This window comes from Aquisphaera insulae (genome assembly GCF_011064615.1).
In the GTDB taxonomy this organism is placed as follows: Bacteria; Planctomycetota; Planctomycetia; order Isosphaerales; family Isosphaeraceae; genus Aquisphaera; species Aquisphaera insulae.
Genome location: NZ_JAALJH010000064.1, coordinates 25,420 through 42,242, shown reverse-complemented (window position 1 = coordinate 42,242; position 16,823 = coordinate 25,420). Strand labels below are relative to the sequence as shown.

The following is a 16,823-nucleotide window of genomic DNA, read 5'->3' as shown; positions in this document are numbered from 1 at the left end:
GCCCCGCCCGCGGAGTCTCGATCAGTAGTCCGTCAGCCCGATCTTCCCCGGCGGCGAGAATCTCCCGGGGTGCGACTCGACCACGTGACGGAGCCAGGACTCCGAATAGCCGGCCTCCTGGGCCTCGCCGTCGGCGTCCTTGATGTAGCCGTCGACGTGCTTGGCGAAGAGGGACTCGGCGAGCGATCGCCAGCGCTGGAAGACGGCCTCCGCGGTCGACCGGCCGTAGTTGGTCAGGAACGAGCGGGCGAGCGCCGGGTCGGTCGCGGCGAGCTTGGCGGCGGCCTCCTCGATGGCCGGCTGGATCTTCAGGAGCGTGGCCTCCTGCTCCGACTGCGCGACGCGGACATCCGGGATGATGTGCGACCAGCGATCATACGTCACATTCGAAACCACGTTCATGACCCAGAACGCCGACTGCCAGGAGAACGTCCGGTAATCGCCGGCCGAGTAGGCCGCAGGCAGGCTCTCCATGCTCGTATAGAAGGGCGTGAAGCACGACGTCGAGGCGTCGTCGGGCGTGAACCAGGTCAGGCCGCCGACGAGGTCCGGCAGCCCCGCGCGGGTCTGGTTGATGATCGTGAAGCCGGCGTGAGGCGCGGAGATCGGCCGCTCCCACATGTACTCCTTGCCGTCCACCCTGAAGACCAGCGGGCGGAGCCGCAGCGGGCTGCCGAAGGGTCCGGCGTCGGCCCCCTTGGTCATGTCATAGGGCGTCCCCTCGAAATGGTCTCGCATCAGGGCCATCACGTCGCCCACGGAAAGGGGCCGGTCGGGCCTGATGAAGAGCGGGTAATCCTCGGCACCGGCCTCGCCGCGGAACCAGGCGTCGGAGAAGCTCCGGGACGGGGCGGCGCGGCGGTAGACGCTCCAGACCCGCCCGGCGCAGGCGCGACGGGCCGACGGCCCGTGGTCGGGGTGGTAGGCATCGCGATAGGAGAACGGCTTGCCGGACTTCGGGTCGTAGTACCCCTTCTCGACGGCGAACGAGATCACGTCCTTCGCGAAGAGCCAGTTCTCGGGATCATCGAGAGGGAACGTGGTGATCCGGCTCATGTTCGCATGGACGGTCAGGCCGTCGTCCGGGACGCGGGCGGCGACCCAGACGATCCCCTTCCGGTCCGGCCCCTTGTTGATCAGCTCCATGATCCAGGCCTCGTTCCTGTCGGCGATGGAGAAGGTCTCGGCCGAGCTGCCATAGCCGTGCTCGCGGCAGAGCGAGTCCACCAGGCCGATCGCCTCGCGGGCCGTCTTCGCGCGCTCGAGGACCAGGAGCATCAGGGCGTCATAGTCGAGGAGGCCCTTGCGGTCGCGAAGCTCGCGGCGACCGCCCGTCGTGGTCTCGCCCATCGAGACCTGGTGCTCGTTGACCAGGCCGAGGACCGTGTAGGTGATCGCGGCCTGGGGGATCCGGCCGCGGACATCGTCGGATTCCCATCCCTTCACCTCGACCGTCTCGCCCGCCGCGTGCGACCCGCCGGGCACGCGGAGGAGCCTCGGCATGATGGCGATATCCGACGTGTAGGTGATCAGGACCGAGCCGTCCTTCGTCGCCTTCCGCCCGACCACGATGTTCGTGCAGGCCGACGCCGACCCCGGCACCGCAAGAGCCCCGAGGATCGCCCACGCCACCAGCCGACGCATACCCTTCATTTCGCTCCCTCCGCATCGTCCAGCCGTTCACTCGACTGCATCCGACCAGGATAGGCGGGGAGCGAAACGACCGGCAACCCTGGGCGAATCGAGCCTTCGGTCCTGGGCGCGAGCCGTTGCGATTCCCAAAGCGGCATGGACGGACGTCGCGGCCCGTGGTAGGGTCTCGCCGCATTTCTTCCGGATGATCCCGCCCCCGCCCGGGGTGGCCGCCTCGTTTCATCGAGAAGCCCGCGTGCTACGATGGAGTGCGCGGGGGTTCGTTCGACACGAACGTACAAGGATGGTGCGTGATGTTCCGTCGCTCCCTGCTCCGCCTGATGCTGATGGGGATCCCTGTCTCGACGCTCGCCGGCTGCGATCGTATGAGTCAGATCCTGCGGAAGCCGGATCAAGCTCCGAAGACGGTTTCGGACGAGGAGGCGGACCCCACCAGCCCGAAGAGCATCCAGGCCGTGGACGCCGACGCCAAGCATCCCAAGCCGTTCTTCTCGACCGGCAATTCCGCCGGGGCATGGAGCAAGGAGGCCCGCGAGATCGAGGGCCACCTGGGCTATGGGCCGTGATCGAGGCGACTCGGCGGCCGCGACCGTGTCACCAGCCCGAGACGCACCGTGAGAGACTCGATCGCCCGATCGCTCTGGAACCGCGTCTTCGGCGACCGCGGCGAGAAGGAGGCCGCCCGCTTCCTCCGCCGCCGCGGGATGAAGATCCTCGTCCGCGGCTATCGGACCGACCACGGCGAGATCGACCTCGTCGCGCTCGATGGCGATATCATCGTCTTCGTCGAGGTCAAGTCGCGCCGGACCGGCACCCCCGCGGAGGCCGTCACGCCGGAGAAGGAGCGGCGGATCACCCTGGCCGCGCTCCACTTCCTCAAGAAGCACGGGCTCCTCGAACAAAGAAGCCGGTTCGACATCGTGGCCATCGTCTGGCCCGAGGGCAATCGCCCCCCCCGGATTGATCACATCCCGAATGCCTTCGAGGCCCGCGGACGCGGGCAGATGTTCCGCTGAATCCGTCGTCGAGTCGCCTCAGCCCTTCGCCGCGGCGAGGATCGCATCCAGGGCCTTCATCTGCGCCAGGCCGTCCTCCGCCGGTTCTTGCAGCCTGCCGGCGGCAACGGACGCGGCGAAGGCGTCCACCATCGCCGCGTACTGGTCGGCGGCCGGGAACTCGAGGACCGTGGTCCGATCGCCGTTGGCATCGGAATCAGAGCCGGAGCCGATCGTCCGCAGCACGGCCATGGGCGGCGAACCGCTCGGGGGCAGATACGCGTCCGGGACCTCGATCACGCCCCTCGTGCCGACGATCTCGTAGGTGCAGCGAAAGGGCTGCTCGAAGCTGCAATCGATCGAGGCGAGCACGCCGCCCGGGAAGCTCAGCGACGCGGCCAGGCTCATGTCCACGCCCGACGGCCCGAAATGCGCCCGGGCCCGGATCGAGTCCGGCTCGCTCGCCGCGAACAGCCGCGCGGTGCTGACTCCATAGCAGCCGACGTCCCAGAGCGAGCCGCCGCCCCGGGCCGTGTCGAGTCTCCAGTCGTCCCCCTCGATCGGGAACGAGAATGACGCGCGAATCAGCCGCAGGTCGCCGATCAGCCCCTGCGCGATCCGGTCGCGGAGCGTGAGCGTCCTCGGCTGGTGTCGCCACATGAAGGCTTCCATGAGGATCACGCCCCGGTCGCGGCAATGCGCGACCATCGAGGCAGCTTCTTCGGCATTCAGCGCGAGCGGCTTCTCGCAGAGCACGTGCTTGCCGGCGTCGGCGGCGGCCTTCACCCACGGGGCATGAAGCTCGTTGGGGAGCGGGATGTAGACGGCGTCGAGTTCGGGGTCGGCGAGGAGGGCCGCGTAGTCGCCGTGGACGCGAGGGATGCCGAACTCGTCTCCCCAGGCCCGAGCTTTTTCCAGCTCGCGGCTGGCGATCGCGGTCAGCGCGCCCGACTTCGAGCCCTTGATCCCCGGGATGAGCCCGCGTCGGCTAATCCGGGCACAGCCGAGGATACCCCATCGCAGCGTCATGGCTTCAGCCTCGTCCGATCTCTGGCGGCCGAGGAGACCCCACGGCCTCGGACGATGATCCCAGACGGCGAAGGATGCCGCCACGGGGAAGTCTATCCCGGCGCAGCTCAGCGAGCGTGTGGCAACGTGTCCACGATCAGCCGACCGCCGGCGACCTCATCCCAGGCGAAGACCTTGAAGTTCTGGTGGCCGCTGCACTTGCCGTCCTGGACGACGAGGAAGCCGTTGGGGAATCGGGAGCTCGTCCGCTCGTTGGTCACATCCAGGCCGTCGGTCTCGTCGATGTCCTCGGTCGTGCCGGGCTTGGGGTCGATCGTCGCCACGTAGGCGTGATCGCCCGATCGCTCGTAGGCGATGACCGTGCTGTTCCCCTGGCTGGAGGCCAGCAGGTAGCCCTTGCCGTCGCGGGCGTAGTAGATCGCCAGGCCCTCGACGTCCGCCTTCAGGCCGTTTTCGCCGACGCGAGCCACGATGCGGCGGGCCTCGCCGTCGCCCGGCTCGGCCCCGTATTCCCAGATGCCGACATCCTCCTCGCCGATGTAGAGCCGCCCGGTCTGGCGATCGGCGACGATCCCCTCGGCCTGGGAGCCGACCCGGAATGCCCGGACGCGGGTCGCCTCGATCTTCGAGCCGTCCGAGGAGGAGCCCGCCAGGCGATACTGCTCGAATGCGCCCTCCCGATCGGTGACGAGGACGTAGGCCGCCCCGTCCTTCGGGCTCCGATAGGTGCAGATCCCGTAGGGTATCCCGCCGCCGAACGTCCGGAACGTCTCATTCGCCCCAAGCTCGGCGAGGCGCCCCTCGCCCGGGTCGATCGTCCAGACCTTCACGCCCGTGGCCTTCGATCCCTTGCCGATCGTCGCCACCGCGAGGTCCACCTTCTTCCCCCCGAGGTCGAACCCGTACAGGAGGTCCACGTTGTTCGGCCTGCAGTCGGGCGAGATCGCCTGCCGGCAACGGCCGTCCAGGGAATAGGCGTGGAGCCCCCCCTTCTTGTCCGTGCCCAGGACCAGGCTGCGGGCCGGATCGACGGGATGGATCCAGATGGCCGGGTCGTCGGCCGCATCGCCCTCCGAGGGGACCGGCTCGGTCTCGACCGCGGCCGTCGGCGTCAGCACGACGAGGTCGTCTCGCCATGCCCCCCCGGCGATCGCCGGGGCCAGGAGGATAGACAGAACGAGGAGGCTTCGCGTGGCTGGCATCAGGGGGAACCCCGGTCCTTACTTGATCTCGATCGCGTAGTCGGTCCTGTCCGCCGTGACGCGGACGTGCGTGTCGCCCTTCGTCTTGAGCGGCTGGTCGGTGCCGCTGATCACGACCTGGTGGACGCCGACGAGGGCCCCTTCCCCCAGCCCCGCGGTCGTGACGGTGAACGACCCGTCGGGCTGGAGATCGCCCTCCGCGTCGCGGCCGCCGTCGGTCGGCGTGAGCGTGACGTGGCCCTTCGTCAGGGGCTTCCCGCGATACGTGATCCGGCCCTTCAGGGGGACGGTCGGCGTGGCGGGCAGCGGGGAATTCGAGCCTGTCCCACACCCCGATGAGAGGGAGAGGGACAGGATCAGGGCGGCGGCGAGGATCGGCCGTCGCATGCGGGAGGCCTCCGGTCGGCGGTCAGAAGGAGTCGGCGGAGAGGACCTCGCCGCCGGCGACGGTCCCGAGGCCACGCCAGGTGGGGAGGCTCACGCTCGACTTGATGAAATGCACGCTGCCGTCGCCGAACAGGGTGTTGACGCCGCCGGCATGATAGCTCCGCGAGGTGATCGCCGCGTAGGTCGGCCCGCCGTTGTTCTCGTCGTTCGTGTCAAAATCGATGTCGACCTGCGTGGCGCCGACCTTGACCTGATACTGCGGCGTCATCGCCGTGGTGAAGCCGTCGTAGCAGGCCGATCCGATCGACCACTTGGCATGACCAAGATCCGACTTGCACCCGTTGGTGTAATTCTGCGTGATCAGCGCGGCGCCCGAGGGGAGGTCCATCGGAAAGGTCGTCGGGCTCAGGCCGGACGGCGTGGCACACGACTTGTAGAGCGGCTGCTTGGCCCTGACCTCGGCGGCCAGGAGCGTGTTGCTCAGGCCGTCGGTGAAGGCCGCGAGCTTCCGGCTGACGTTCACCCCGAAGGCGCTCCGGTTGGGAACGGCACCGCCGCCGCCGAAGACATACCAGTCGCCGACGCACCACCCGTAATTCGAGACGCCGAACGGCTTGGTGGTGTCGGCCGGTTCCGTGGTCACGTCGCTCGGACAGAGCAGATACTTGATCTGGAGGTAGCTCACCGTCGTGTTCGACGCGTCGCTGTACTTGAGGCTGAAGTTCATGGCGCTGAACACGGGCCCCATCTCCATGAACGGAGCGAGCCGGGCGCTGACGCCCCACGACGTGTACGAGGTGGGCTGATTGTTGCCGACGATGACCATCGTCTGCTGCGGCGGCAGGGCGGTGTTGGCGTTCTCGTAGTTCATCACCGCGAGGCCGAGCTGCTTGAGATTGTTCACGCAGTGGATCCGGCGCGCGGCCTCTCTGGCCGACTGGACGGCGGGCAGCAGCAGGGCGATCAGCACGGCGATGATCGCGATCACGACCAGCAACTCGATCAGGGTGAAGCCGCGGCGGAGGGCGCCGTTCATCGTGGTCCTTCGTCGGAACGAGAGGACACCGCTCAGGGGCGTCGCGCGACTCCCTGGCGGTGCCAAAGCATGGGACCATGATGAACGGCGTCCGCGACTGTTTTATGCAAATTGCATGAAGAAGACGTGAATCTTGGCGTCCGGCGACGATCGCGGCGGAGCTCGGGCAAGTTCCTTCCGCGACTCAGTTCGGGGCGCGATTCTGGTTCCGCATCTGGAGGGCCTTCTGGAGGAGGGAGGGGTCGAGCTTGACGGGAGCCTTCGGCTTCTTCTTCGTCGCCGGGGGGGCCTCGGCGTCTTCTCCCTCGCCCTCCTTCGGGGCCCGAGTCGGGGCCGCCGTCGCGTCCTCGTCGACGGCGGCCGCCGTCGATGGGGCCTTCACCGGGGAGGAGGCGGACGGTTTGGCGGCCGCGGATCGCGATGGGACCGCCGCGGCCTGGCCGTCGGGCCTCGTCGCCGCCGAGGGGGGCGCGCCACCCATGGCGAAGGGGACCGGGAATTCCTTGGGGTCGTTCTCGTTATCGAGGACCATCCCCCGGCCCGGGACCGCGCGGAGCGGAGGCAACGACTTGGTGACCACCGGGCCGGTGACGAAGGGCTTGTTAAGGGGAGTCGAGATCGATCCCGGGCCGGTCGAGATCCGCCCCCGCTGGCTGGCGAAGCCCTCTCCCTGAGCGTCGCCCCCGCCCGCCGGCGCGGCGAGGCCGGCGGCAACGGCCCCATCCCCGCCCGCGGCCGAATTGCGGTCCGGCTTGGCCTGGAGCTTGTTCGCCCAGGCGGCCAGGATCCGGTACGACATGTCGTTGGAGCCCTGGAAGATCGGCCGCGGGTTGGGGCCGCTCCCGTGCGCCCGCAGGGTGCTGGAGAGGAGCTCGCTCCGGGCCGGGCTCTCCCGATCGATCAGCTTGAGCGTCGCGTCGAGGTTGGAGCGGAGGGCTTCCGGCGTGCTATCGAGCTTGGTCTTGAACTCGATGAGCTGGAAGGAACCCTCGTAGCGATCGCTGTTGTGGCAGCGGGCGCAGCTCTTCTGGAGCACCGGATGGACGAACTTGCTGAATTCGACGGCCGCCTTCACGGCCTGGGCCTGGGGCAGGTCGAAGACGACCGGCATGTCGGAGATCCCCATCCCTCGACGGGCTCGCGCCAGGACCGAGGGATCGAGCGCATCGGGACGCCCGGCGCCGGCCTCGCCCGGCTGCACCTGCACCGCTCCGGCCTGCTGAATCTCCGGGTCCTGCTTGGCCATCCCGGCCCGGGCCTGGGCCTGGTCGAGCATCGTGATCATGGCCTTCGCCTCCTTGTGGTCGGGGCTCTGGTCCAGGATCGCCCGGAGCTGTTCCCGGGCCCTCGGCTCCATGTTCTGGACGAGGCACCAGCGGGCCAGCTTGATCCGCTCGTCGAAGTCCTCCTCGGGGAGCTGCGCCACCTTGTAGGCGTACGCCTCCTCCATCGTGTCGAAGATCTTCTCGATCCGACTCTTCGGGTACTTCTTGGAGCCGATCGGCTGGCTCACCACGACGTTCCTGCCTTCTTCCGTGATGACCCCCCTGACTACCTTCCCGTCCACCAGGAGGGCCACCTGGGCCGCTTTCGGGTCGGTCCCCGCGGCCGGGCTTGCCGGCGCGGCGGATTCCTTCGCCGAGGCGGGACCCCCGGCGGGCTCTTGCCCGAAGGCTCCTCGACCCATGAGGCCGAGCATCGAGAACATCACGAATGCGAACGGCGTCTTTCTGATGATTGTGAGCATGAGCCGTGGGGCCCTCTCTGATCGCCGGTTATCGTCGACGGGACCGGCGTTCGAAATCACGACGTGACCTTGCCCGAAATGGTGGCGGGACCGTAGCCTGGCCCTGGGAATCCGTCAAGGCGAACCGCCCCGCGTGGACGAACCCGCGAAGCCGCCGGGTATCGAAGTTGCTAGGTATCAGAAATGGGGGTGGATCATGGACCACTCGGAGCTCTCGCCGCTCATCCGGGCCTTCGTGGGGAAAGTTGTCGTCATCGACTTCGTCTCGCCGTACGTCTGCCTGGGGACGCTCGTCGGCTGCGACGCCCAGTTCCTCGAGCTGCACGACGCCGACCTCCACGACTTCCGGGACAGCCAGGCGAGCCGCGAAGTCTACGTCTACGACTCCGTCCGCGTCGGCATCCGTCGCAACAGGGCCCGCGTCCTCGTCCGCCGCGATGAGATCGTCGCCGTGACCCTCTTCCAGGATGTCGCCACCTTTTGACGCTCGGGGCGAGACGGCCGGCTTTTCCTCGAACATCTCGGACGATCTGGCGTACGATGAGAGAAATGGCCGGTATGAATGAGGTCCTTCACGTTGCTCGAACCGATGACTCGCCGGCCCCGACGAACCCCACGGGCATGCCCGAGGATGGAAAAAGATGCGGAAACATGGTTGGTTGTATGCGATGGCCGTCGCGGTCGTGCCGCTCTTCGCGGGTTCTTCGCTGGAGGCGTCCGAGATCCGAGACAGGGCCGGGATGTTCAGCACCTCGGCCGTCCGGAAGGCGACCGATGCCCTGAACCGCGCCGAGAAGCAGTCGGGCGTCTCGGTGGTGATCGAGACGATCGCGGCCCTTCCCAACGTCGGCCCCGACGCCTCGGAGGCCGCGAAGCGCAGCGCCGTGCAGGAGCTGGCGGACCGCCGCGCCCGAGAGATCGGCCATGAAGGCGTCTACATGCTGATCTCCCAGAAGGATCGGGTCTACTCGGAGCCTCTGGTCCAGGAGCGGTTCGCGTCCATGCTGCCCCGTTCGGAGCGGCAGGCCGTGGGCCAGGCCCTCGTGGCGGAGTTCAAGAAACAGCGGTTCGACGACGGGCTGCTGGCGGCCGTCGGCCGGATCGACCGGTCGCTATCGAGCCACTCCGCGCCGGTTCCGGCGCAGCGAATCGTCCCCGGCGCGGCCGCGAACCATCGCGCGCCGGCCCGATTCGGCATCGGCTCGCTGCTCTTCATCGCCCTGGCAATCTTCGGCGTCCTGCTCCTCTTCCGCGTCCTGGGCGGCGCCTTCCGCGGGGCCAACTCGATGGGCGGCCCCGGGTATGGCGGCCCCGGCTATGGTGGCCCCGGGTACGGTCCTGGCATGGGCGGGCCCGGATACGGATACGGCGGCGGCGGCGGGTTCTTCTCGAACATGCTCGGCGGCCTCGGTGGCGCGCTCGCGGGCAACTGGCTCTACGACCAGTTCTCCGGTCGGCACGGCTCCGGCTACTCCGACGCCTCCTCTTACACGAACGTGCCGGACGGGCCCCAGTATCCCACCGACACCGGCGGAGACAACTACGTCGGCGGTGACGATAACGGCGGCATGGGCGGCGGCTGGAGCGAGCCGGACAACTCGTCCGGTGGCGGCTGGTTCGGAGGCGGGGGCGGAGACGGCGGCGGCGGCTGGGGCGGCGGAGACGGTGGCGGCTGGGGCGGCGGAGACGGTGGCGGCTGGGGCGGCGGGGACGGCGGCGGAGACTGGGGCGGCGGAGGAGACGCTGGCGGCGGCTGGTGATCCCCGATTGGACCGGAATGGTCGATCGCAAGGACCTCGAGACTCCGAAAGTGAGGCGGCTTCGGCCGCCTCACTTCGCGCGCCTGGCTGATTCGACCGGCCGTACCCCTTTGCGGATATGGAACTTCCGGTTACTCTACGTCGAAGCGCGGGGCATCTTCCCGCGGCCCGCCAGTCCGGAGGAACCATGGGACGCATCCCGCAGCGCCGAGAGGCTCTTCGCAAGAAACTCGTCGAGGGCGATCTCGACGCGCTGCTGGTCAGCTCGCCCACGAATGTCTCCTATCTGTCGGGCTTCACGGGCGACTCCTCCGTGCTCCTCCTGGGGCGTGACGGTGGAGAGGTGATCCTCTCCGACGGCCGATTCACGACCCAGCTCGAGCAGGAATGTCCGGGCCTGGAGGCGATCATCCGGCCCGCCACCCAGACCATGGATCAGGCGATCGCCGAGGCCGCCAGGGCGAGGGGGTTCCGCCGGCTCGGCTTCGAATCGGCCGCGCTCAGCGTCGCCGAGTTCGACAAGCTCCGCGAGGCCCTTCCCGAGTCCCCCCTCCGCGCCACGGCCGAGCTCGTGGAGGACATCCGCCAGATCAAGGACGAGGCCGAGATCGCCGCCATCCGCGAGGCGATCGAGTTCGCCGAGGGGGCCTTCAAGTCGCTCCGCGGCGCGTTGACGCCCGAGATGACCGAGAAGGAGGCCGCCGACCGGATCGAGGCGGAGATGAGGCGGCTGGGAGCGACCGGCGCCAGCTTCCCCCCGATCGTGGCGGTGGGGCTCCGGGCCGCCCTGCCCCACGCCCGCCCCACGGCCGGGACGAAAATCGGCGACGCCCCGTTCGTGCTCATCGACTGGGGGGCGACCGGCCGGCCGTACAAAAGCGACTTGACTCGCATGATAGTCACCGGTAAGGTCACTCCAGAATTCGAGACCGTTTATCGAACCGTCCTGGAAGCCCAGGAGCGAGCCATCCGCTCGATCCGGCCCGGCGTTCGTGCCCACGATGTGGATGCCGAAGCCCGCTCCGTCATCGAGGACGCGGGTTTCGGCCGTTTTTTTGATCATGGGCTCGGCCACGGAGTGGGCATGGAGATCCACGAGGCACCCCGGTTGCGAAGGCAGTCCGAGACCGTCCTGCAGCCGGGCATGGTCGTCACGGTCGAGCCGGGGATCTATCTCCCCGACTGGGGCGGGATCCGCATCGAGGACGATGTGCTGGTCACCGCCGACGGCTGCGAGGTCCTCTCCCGGCTGCCCAGGGGGCTCGATTCGGTCTGTCTCTAAGGCGGGTCGCCTCGTCCGCCCTGTCATCCCGGCGAGAGTCCGGGAGCTGCGAGGGAGTGCCCCGCGAGACGCGACCCGGGGCCGGCTGGGACGGTGGTCGCGCATCGGGGTGAATGAAACTCATGGCGGAAAACCCTGCCGATTCGAGCGGTCCATTGGACGTCCAGAAGATCCACTACCTCGTCCGGCTGATGAAGCGATACGACATCACGGCCCTGAGCATCCACGACGGGCCGCTCCAGGTTCGCCTCCGCCGACGCGGGCACGAAGCGCCCCCGGCCGCGCATGCCCAGCATCTCCCCGCCGCGGTGGCGTATCCGCCCGCCTACGCCCCCGCCCCTCCGCAGGCCCCACCCCCACCCGCCGCGACGTCGGCGCCGGCGCCGGCCGCACCGGCGGGAATCCTGATCAAGAGCCCGATGGTCGGGACCTACTACGCGTCGAGCGCCCCGGATACCCCGGCGTTCGTCAACGTCGGCTCGGCCATCCACCCGGAATCCACCGTCTGCATCATCGAGGCCATGAAGGTCTTCACGGACATCCCCGCCGGCGTCTCGGGGACCATCGCCGAGATCCTCGTCAAGAACGGGCAGGCCGTCGAATACGACCAGCCCCTCTTCCGCGTCAATCCCGCGTGAACGGGGCCGTTGCCCCGCGGGGGCGGACCGCACTCGACCGTCGACATCCGGGGCCGGGTTCGGGCCCAGCACGAGAGGTGAGCGTTCTCGATGTTCCAGCGCATCCTGGTCGCGAATCGTGGTGAGATCGCCCTCCGGGTGATCCGGGCTTGCAAGGAGCTGGGCGTCGAGGTCGTCGCCGTCTATTCCCAGGCGGACCGCGACGCCCCCTACCTCGAGCTCGCCGACCGGGCCATCTGCATCGGCAAGGCCCCGAGCGTCGACAGCTACCTGAACATCCCCCGGCTGATCGCCGCCGCCGAGGTCGCCGACGTCCAGGCCATCCACCCCGGCTACGGCTTCCTCAGCGAGAATCCCCAGTTCGCGGAGATCTGCCGGAGCTGCAACTTCGAGTTCATCGGCCCCCCCCACGAGGCCATCCGCAAGATGGGGCTGAAGACCGAGGCCAAGGCCATCGCCGCCGAGGCCAAGGTCGCCTGCGTCCCCGGCTCCGAGGGGGCCGTCGGCGACGACGACGAGGCCCTCCGCCTGGCCCGATCCATCGGCTTCCCCGTCCTCATCAAGGCCGCCGCCGGCGGCGGCGGCAAGGGGATGCGCGTCTGCCGCGACGAGGCCGGCCTCGCCGGCGCCCTCCAGATGGCCCGCAACGAGGCCGCCGCCGCCTTCAAGAACCCGAGCGTCTATCTCGAGAAGTTCATCGACCGGCCGCGTCACGTCGAGATCCAGATCCTCGCCGACTCTCATGGCAACGTCGTCCACTGCTGGGACCGCGACTGCTCCCTCCAGCGGCGGCACCAGAAGCTCGTCGAGGAGGCCACCGCCTCCAGCCTGCCGGACAAGGTCCGCGCCCGGATCGGCGAGGCCGCGGTCCGCCTGGCGAAGACCGTCGGCTACGTCAACGCCGGCACCTGCGAGTTCCTCGTCGACCCCGACGACAACTTCTACTTCATCGAGGTCAACGCCCGGATCCAGGTCGAGCACCCCGTCACCGAGATGGTCACCGGCATCGACCTCGTCCAGCAGCAGCTCCGGATCGCCGCCGGCGAGCCCCTCCCCTTCCGCCAGGAGGACATCGTCACCCGCGGCCACTCCTTCGAATGCCGGATCAACTCCGAGGATCCCGACAACGACTTCCGCCCCAGCCCCGGCCGGATCACGGCCCTGAACGTCCCCGGCGGGCCGGGCGTCCGCTGGGACTCCCATGTCCGGGCCGGCTACAGCGTCCCCCCGAACTACGACTCGCTCGTGGGCAAGCTGATCGTCCACGGGCCGACCCGCGCGGAGGCCGCCTCGCGGATGCGGCGTGCCCTCGACGAGCTCGTCATCGAGGGCGTGAAGACCACGATCCCCCTCCACCGGAGGATCTTCCGCAACGCGGATTTCCTCGCCGGCCGGGTCGACACCACCTGGGTCGAGCGCGTCCTCATGCCCCGCGCCGCCGATCGGCCGGCCCAGCACGCCTGACGGCCATCTGGCCTCGCGCCGGCCCCCATGATAGGCTCACCCCCTTGAGCCTCAAGCCGACTCACGCCCCTTTGCGGACGCGCCCATGAACGTCGGACTCCTGACCGGTGGCGGCGATTGCCCGGGCCTGAACGCCGTGATCCGCGCCGTGGTCCGCCGGGTCGCCGCGTCCGGCGGCCGCTGCACCGGCATCCTCGAGGGCTGGCGCGGGCTGGTCCGCAAGATGACCATGCCCCTGACCGTGACGGAGACCGACGGCATCATCGGCCAGGGGGGGACCATCATCGGCTCCTCGCGCACCAACCCGTACAAGAACCCCGACACCGACCTGACCTCCGCCCGCAACCACTTCGAGAGCCTCGGCCTCGACGCCCTGGTCGTCATCGGCGGCGACGACACCCTCGGCGTGGCGCTCCGCCTCCACAACGACTTCGCGCTCCCGGTCGTCGGCATCCCCAAGACCATCGACAACGACCTCGCCGCCGCCGACTTCTCGTTCGGCTTCGACACCGCCGTGAACATCGTCACCGAGGCCGCCGACCGCCTCCGGACCACCGCGGAGAGCCATCGCCGCGTGATGGTCCTGGAGACGATGGGGCGGCGGTGCGGGTGGATCGCCTGCTACGCGGGGGTCGCGGCCGGTGCCGACTACATCCTCGTCCCCGAAGTCCCCGTGGACCTCCGCCGGATGATCGACTCCCTCGCCCGCCGCCGCCAGGCCGGCAAGAAATCCGCCCTCGTCGTCGTGGCCGAGGGGGCCCGGGTGGAGGAGCCCGCACACGACGGCAACCTCTCCCACGAATCCCTGAGCAACCCCCGCCTGGCGGGCATCGGCCCCTTCATCGCCCGGACCATCGAGAAGCAGCTCCACGTGGAAACCCGGACCCTCGTCCTGGGGCACGTCCAGCGCGGGGGGGCGCCGACCACGGCCGACCGCGTCCTGGCCACGCGACTGGGACTCGCCGCCGCCGACCTCGTCCTCCGCAAGCGCTTCGGCTCCATCCTGACCTACAGCCGCGGCGTCATCTCCGAGGCCCCCCTCACCGCCGAGAATATCGCCGCGAGGTCCCTCGACCTGGACTACTACGAGGCCGCCACCGCGGGCTTTGCCTGACCCGCTCCCGACTCGCCCGGCCGCCGAAAGAGGGCCTCGCGAGGAAATCGCGAATTTCCGGTGGTAGGGATTTGACGAGGGCCGAGGCCGGTGGTAATATTGCCTTCGCGTCACCCATAACGGGGCCCGAAACAACGGCCGGGTCGAGTCGCCTCAGGGCAGCTCGAACCGGCCGAAAGCGTCGGTGAAATCCCCCGAACATCGGGTGACTCCGCGACGTAGGATTCTTCCGTCATCGCGGACGCGACGCTCTTTGACAATCCGGTCGATTGCATTCGTCAGCCAAGTACGAGAATGCAGATTGAAGAAGCGCGAGGATGGTTTTCATCCAAGCGTTTGTGAGGGACCCTTGAGGGAGGCCGGCGTGCACGGCCAAGGCCCCGCGAGTCGCCCGATCCCCGGTCCGGGGAGCGAGGCGAGGGGACGGCAGCACGGACCGGCATCAGCAAGGTCGGCCATCTCGAGAGAGATCGCCACCCGAATGATGCGACCAGTTTTTTCCTCAACCTCTTCGGAGATGAGGGCGAGCGAGCGGCGAAGAGTCGGCAACGACGACCCGCCTTTCGCGAGCACCATTTTGAAGGGTTTGATCCTGGCTCAGAATGAACGTTGGCGGCGTGGATTAGGCATGCAAGTCGAACGGGCCTAGCAATAGGTCAGTGGCGCAAGGGTGAGTAAGGCGACGGTAACCAACCCCGAGATTGGGTATAGCCGCGGGAAACTGCGGGTAATCCCCAGCGACATACAGGATCGGCATCGACCCTGTATCAAAGCTCCGGCGTCGCGGGACGGGCCGTCGTGGTATTAGCTAGTTGGCGGGGTGATGGCCCACCAAGGCTCTGATGCCTACCGGGCGTGCGAGCGTGGCCCGGCACACTGGGACTGAGACACTGCCCAGACTCCTACGGGAGGCTGCAGTCGAGAATCTTCGGCAATGGGCGCAAGCCTGACCGAGCGACGCCGCGTGGAGGATGAAGGCCCTCGGGTTGTAAACTCCTGTCGAGGGGGAGGAAGGCGCAAGCTTGACCGATCCCTGGAGGAAGCACGGGCTAAGTTCGTGCCAGCAGCCGCGGTAAGACGAACCGTGCGAACGTTATTCGGAATCACTGGGCTTAAAGCGCGTGTAGGCGGATGGGAACGTCGGCCTCTGAAATCCCCCGGCTCAACCGGGGAAGTGGAGCCGAAACGACCCGTCTCGAGGAGCATAGGGGGACCTGGAACTTCCGGTGGAGCGGTGAAATGCGTTGAGATCGGAAGGAACGCCCGTGGCGAAAGCGAGGTCCTGGATGCTTACTGACGCTGAGACGCGAAAGCCAGGGGAGCGAACGGGATTAGATACCCCGGTAGTCCTGGCCGTAAACGATGGGCACTGGATAGAGGGCTCTCCGATGGGCTCTCTGTCGTAGCGAAAGCGTGAAGTGCCCCGCCTGGGGAGTATGGTCGCAAGGCTGAAACTCAAAGGAATTGACGGGGGCTCACACAAGCGGTGGAGCATGTGGCTTAATTCGAGGCTACGCGAAGAACCTTATCCTGGGCTTGACATGCAGGGATTAGCCGGCGGAAACGTCGGTGACGCCGCAAGGTGGAACCTGCACAGGTGCTGCATGGCTGTCGTCAGCTCGTGCCGTGAGGTGTTGGGTTAAGTCCCGTAACGAGCGAAACCCCTGTGACTAGTTGCCAGCGCGTCAAGGCGGGGACTCTAGTCAGACCGCCGGCGTCAAGCCGGAGGAAGGCGGGGACGACGTCAAGTCATCATGGCCCTTATGCCCAGGGCTGCACACGTGCTACAATGGGGCGGACAGAGCGTCGCCAGGCCGCAAGGCCGAGCTAATCGCAAAAATCGCCCCTCAGTTCGGATTGCGGGCTGCAACTCGCCCGCATGAAGCTGGAATCGCTAGTAATCGCGGATCAGCACTGCCGCGGTGAATGTGTTCCTGAGCCTTGTACACACCGCCCGTCAAGCCACCAAAGCGGGGGGCATCCGAAGTCGTCGGAGCCGCAAGGCAGGCGCCGAAGATGAAACCCGTGATGGGGACTAAGTCGTAACAAGGTAACCGTAGGGGAACCTGCGGTTGGATCACCTCCTTTCTAAGGATACTTAGAAAACCGGTCTCCGGGACCGATCGGTTGTCGCCAGCCAGGCTTCAGCCGCCCCCGAGAAGACCTCATCGGCACCGTCCCCTTTCCCGCGACGGCCGAGGCAGGTACGCCGGCCTCCCGCGGGGGTCCGTCACACGAGACTGCACCCTCGGATTCGCTGACAACGCAATCGATCGGATGTCGAAGGTCGCACGACCCGGGATCGGGCCGTGCGATCGTTCGTCGCAGGATCCATGGCGATCCATGAGACGCCTGGGCGCGGGGCAGGGCCATCGACGATGGCGTTGCCCCCCGGCCAGACGAGCCGGGACGGGATCCGAGAGGATCCCGAGCTTTTTGACAATTCGGATGTTGGTCACACACGAATCGACCAGGTTCGAGGGCGAGGCGACGGGAGCGATCCCCGAGCGGCAGCC

14 protein-coding genes and 1 rRNA gene are annotated in these 16,823 nt (G+C 68.0%); 9 read left to right on the top strand and 6 right to left on the bottom strand.

All coding sequences use genetic code 11. The annotated features are described in order from the left end of the window. Nucleotides 1–21: 21 nt before the first annotated feature. Complete coding sequence (locus G6O54_RS26345; RefSeq protein WP_165229976.1) at nt 22–1,653, bottom strand: dipeptidase; 1,632 nt, start codon at nt 1,651–1,653, stop codon at nt 22–24. 293 nt (nt 1,654–1,946) lie between these two features. Here G6O54_RS26345 and G6O54_RS26340 point away from each other — a divergent pair, with 293 nt between their 5' ends. Both G6O54_RS26340 and G6O54_RS26335 read left to right on the top strand, forming a co-directional pair. Then, on the top strand, nt 1,947–2,219 hold the full coding sequence (locus G6O54_RS26340; RefSeq protein ID WP_165229973.1) for a hypothetical protein: 273 nt from the start codon (nt 1,947–1,949) through the stop codon (nt 2,217–2,219). A 48-nt stretch (nt 2,220–2,267) separates the two neighbouring features. Further along, nucleotides 2,268–2,669, top strand: coding sequence for a YraN family protein (locus tag G6O54_RS26335; RefSeq protein ID WP_165229970.1), 402 nt, complete (start codon nt 2,268–2,270; stop codon nt 2,667–2,669). An 18-nt stretch (nt 2,670–2,687) separates the two neighbouring features. Here the strand turns inward: G6O54_RS26335 and G6O54_RS26330 are convergent, their stop codons facing one another. The 5 genes from G6O54_RS26330 to G6O54_RS26310 form a co-directional block, all read right to left on the bottom strand. After that, complete coding sequence (locus G6O54_RS26330) at nt 2,688–3,677, bottom strand: Gfo/Idh/MocA family protein (protein ID WP_165229967.1); 990 nt, start codon at nt 3,675–3,677, stop codon at nt 2,688–2,690. A 107-nt stretch (nt 3,678–3,784) separates the two neighbouring features. After that, nucleotides 3,785–4,879 (bottom strand): phytase, encoded by a 1,095-nt coding sequence (locus G6O54_RS26325; RefSeq protein ID WP_165229964.1) that lies wholly within the window; start codon nt 4,877–4,879, stop codon nt 3,785–3,787. Nucleotides 4,880–4,897: 18 nt separating this feature from the next. Next, nucleotides 4,898–5,266, bottom strand: coding sequence for a hypothetical protein (locus G6O54_RS26320; protein WP_165229961.1), 369 nt, complete (start codon nt 5,264–5,266; stop codon nt 4,898–4,900). Nucleotides 5,267–5,288: 22 nt separating this feature from the next. Next, complete coding sequence (locus G6O54_RS26315; protein ID WP_165229958.1) at nt 5,289–6,302, bottom strand: DUF1559 domain-containing protein; 1,014 nt, start codon at nt 6,300–6,302, stop codon at nt 5,289–5,291. A gap of 184 nt (nt 6,303–6,486) precedes the next feature. Next, a complete protein-coding gene (locus G6O54_RS26310; RefSeq protein ID WP_165229955.1) occupies nt 6,487–8,049 on the bottom strand; it encodes a hypothetical protein in 1,563 nt (520 codons plus the stop codon). Nucleotides 8,050–8,245: 196 nt separating this feature from the next. Here G6O54_RS26310 and G6O54_RS26305 point away from each other — a divergent pair, with 196 nt between their 5' ends. The 7 genes from G6O54_RS26305 (at nt 8,246) to G6O54_RS26275 (ending at nt 16,395) form a co-directional block, all read left to right on the top strand. Beyond that, nucleotides 8,246–8,533 (top strand): hypothetical protein, encoded by a 288-nt coding sequence (locus G6O54_RS26305; protein ID WP_165229952.1) that lies wholly within the window; start codon nt 8,246–8,248, stop codon nt 8,531–8,533. 157 nt (nt 8,534–8,690) lie between these two features. Beyond that, nucleotides 8,691–9,809, top strand: coding sequence for a TPM domain-containing protein (locus G6O54_RS38430; RefSeq protein ID WP_165229949.1), 1,119 nt, complete (start codon nt 8,691–8,693; stop codon nt 9,807–9,809). 187 nt (nt 9,810–9,996) lie between these two features. Beyond that, nucleotides 9,997–11,091 (top strand): M24 family metallopeptidase, encoded by a 1,095-nt coding sequence (locus G6O54_RS26295; RefSeq protein WP_165229946.1) that lies wholly within the window; start codon nt 9,997–9,999, stop codon nt 11,089–11,091. Between the two features lie 155 nt (nt 11,092–11,246). Continuing rightward, nucleotides 11,247–11,729 (top strand): acetyl-CoA carboxylase biotin carboxyl carrier protein, encoded by a 483-nt coding sequence (gene accB / locus G6O54_RS26290; protein WP_250847099.1) that lies wholly within the window; start codon nt 11,247–11,249, stop codon nt 11,727–11,729. Between the two features lie 90 nt (nt 11,730–11,819). After that, a complete protein-coding gene (accC, locus tag G6O54_RS26285; RefSeq protein WP_165229940.1) occupies nt 11,820–13,193 on the top strand; it encodes an acetyl-CoA carboxylase biotin carboxylase subunit in 1,374 nt (457 codons plus the stop codon). Nucleotides 13,194–13,278: 85 nt separating this feature from the next. Further along, nucleotides 13,279–14,307, top strand: a complete 1,029-nt coding sequence (locus tag G6O54_RS26280; RefSeq protein ID WP_165229937.1) for a 6-phosphofructokinase — start codon at nt 13,279–13,281, stop codon at nt 14,305–14,307. 574 nt (nt 14,308–14,881) lie between these two features. Next, nucleotides 14,882–16,395 (top strand): 16S ribosomal RNA (locus tag G6O54_RS26275). The last annotated feature ends 428 nt before the right edge of the window (nt 16,396–16,823 follow it).